Consider the following 1810-nt stretch of genomic DNA (forward strand, 5'->3'; position numbering starts at 1 on the left):
ATTCGCCTAGCGGTTTCATATTAATCAATGACTTGCAATGCTGGTGCCCAGCCTGATTTTGAGGGCAGCGTGTCCGGCAAAAAAGATCATAAATCTTTGTTTTGAATGAATTTGATTTTGCACTTTAAATCCGGGAGAGCCAATACGTATGCCGAACAATATTGATTTGGCTGAGGATTTAAGCGCGCTCGCCCTGTCTCGTAAACCCCGCTCCGCGCCATTCAGCTGCGATCCCAAGTGGGAGCCACTCAATATGATTTACTTGCATAACAGTCCTTTTCGCAAGTAGCTTAGCGGCATGCACCAGTCACTCGCCACCTCCTGCCCACCCAACCTTCGCGATATCGCCGCCCGGTTCGCCATCGCCCATCCGCTCGGCGCCATCGAACCGTTGGGCCGAGGGCTAATCAACGACACCTTTTGTCTGGATGCGGGAGGCCAGCGTTACGTGCTCCAACGCATCAACGGAGCGGTCTTTCCCGCCCCCGAGCGGATCATGGATAACCTGCGCGTACTCGGTGTACATCTGGCTGAACTGACCGGCACGGATCTGCGCCTGCCGTCCTTAATCGCGACCCGCGAGGGGGGTGATTTTCTCCGCGACGCGGATGGCGCCATCTGGCGATTAATGGAATTCATTTCGGATGCCGTGACCCTGACGCGCATCGAGAATGACACTCAAGCGTGCGAGGTAGGCGCCCTGCTCGGGCGTTTCCATCGTCTAGTTGCGTCGCTGCCCATCGAGCGCCTTGCACTAACCCTGCCGGGTTTCCATGCCACCCCGAAGTATCTGAAGCGCTTTTTGTCTGTCGCCGAACAGGGCCAGGGGCAAGGTGGACAGGCGATTCGCGACTGTCTCGATTTTGTCATTGAGCGTATGTGGCTGGCGGATGTATTGGAGACATCGCTCAAGGCCGGGGAGATCCCGCTCAGAGTCACGCACGGCGACCCTAAGCTTGATAACATCCTGTTCGCGCGCGACGGCGTGCATGCGCTGGCATTGATCGATCTCGACACCGTTCAGCCCGGCCTGATCCAGCATGATCTGGGCGACTGTCTGCGCTCCTGCTGCAACCGCGACGGCGATGGCACGCGGAATTCCGCCGAGGTGCGGTTCGATACGACGATCTGCGCGGGCATCCTCGCCGGTTACGCCAGTGAAACCAGAGGCTTTCTACCCCAACCCGATATCGATTTGCTCTATGACGCGATCCGTCTTATGCCCTTTGAACTGGGTCTGCGCTTCCTGACCGACCATTTGGAAGGCGATCATTATTTTCGGATCGATGAACCGGGTCAGAATCTGCACAAGGCACGCGCCCAGTTCGCCCTGGTCACGGAGATCGAAAGTCATGAAGAGACGCTCCGAGCGTTGATCGCCAATTGCTTTGCCCATGATCTAAACTCGGTAGCGCAACATTGGTAAATTGAGCAATATCGCCGGACGCTCAAGCAAGTTTGCCATCTGGAGCACTTTCAGGTATGTTAAGGCGCGGCGATTCACAATCATCTCTTTGCCGCGATTTTCGGCGATGCGCAATTGCAGCGACTGTGTGCAACCGACATCCTTCGTAATGCCTATGCTTTGCAACGCGACTTATTTAACGATGTCGTTGCTTCTTTTATTCGAATGTTCATGCCGGACATGGAGCACGTCGGTCCACAATTTCGATCTTCTGTCAATGCGTAAGTCCTAGGGCGTGTCATCAATTCATGTTGTGTGGGATTAGCACTGAGATCCAGAGCCTTTCCATCATGTGAGCAGGATGCTGACCGCAGCCAAATGGACTCCCGCCAGGAAATTGCGGGC

General features: G+C 55.3%; 1 protein-coding gene. It reads left to right on the forward strand.

Annotated features, from left to right (window positions below; all coding sequences use genetic code 11):
• Positions 1-298 precede the first annotated feature (298 nt).
• Positions 299-1426: a phosphotransferase gene (locus QZY07_RS18020; RefSeq protein WP_295405701.1), complete on the forward strand. Its 1128-nt coding sequence runs from the start codon at positions 299-301 to the stop codon at positions 1424-1426.
• Positions 1427-1810: the final 384 nt, after the last annotated feature.

It is taken from the genome of uncultured Thiocystis sp. (genome assembly GCF_903866365.1).
Taxonomy (GTDB): Bacteria; Pseudomonadota; Gammaproteobacteria; order Chromatiales; family Chromatiaceae; genus Chromatium.

Excerpts from the sequence above, each read along its gene's own strand:
- QZY07_RS18020 (WP_295405701.1), top strand. The coding sequence starts at position 299 with ATGCACCAGTCACTCGCCACCTCCTGCCCACCCAACCTTCGCGATATC.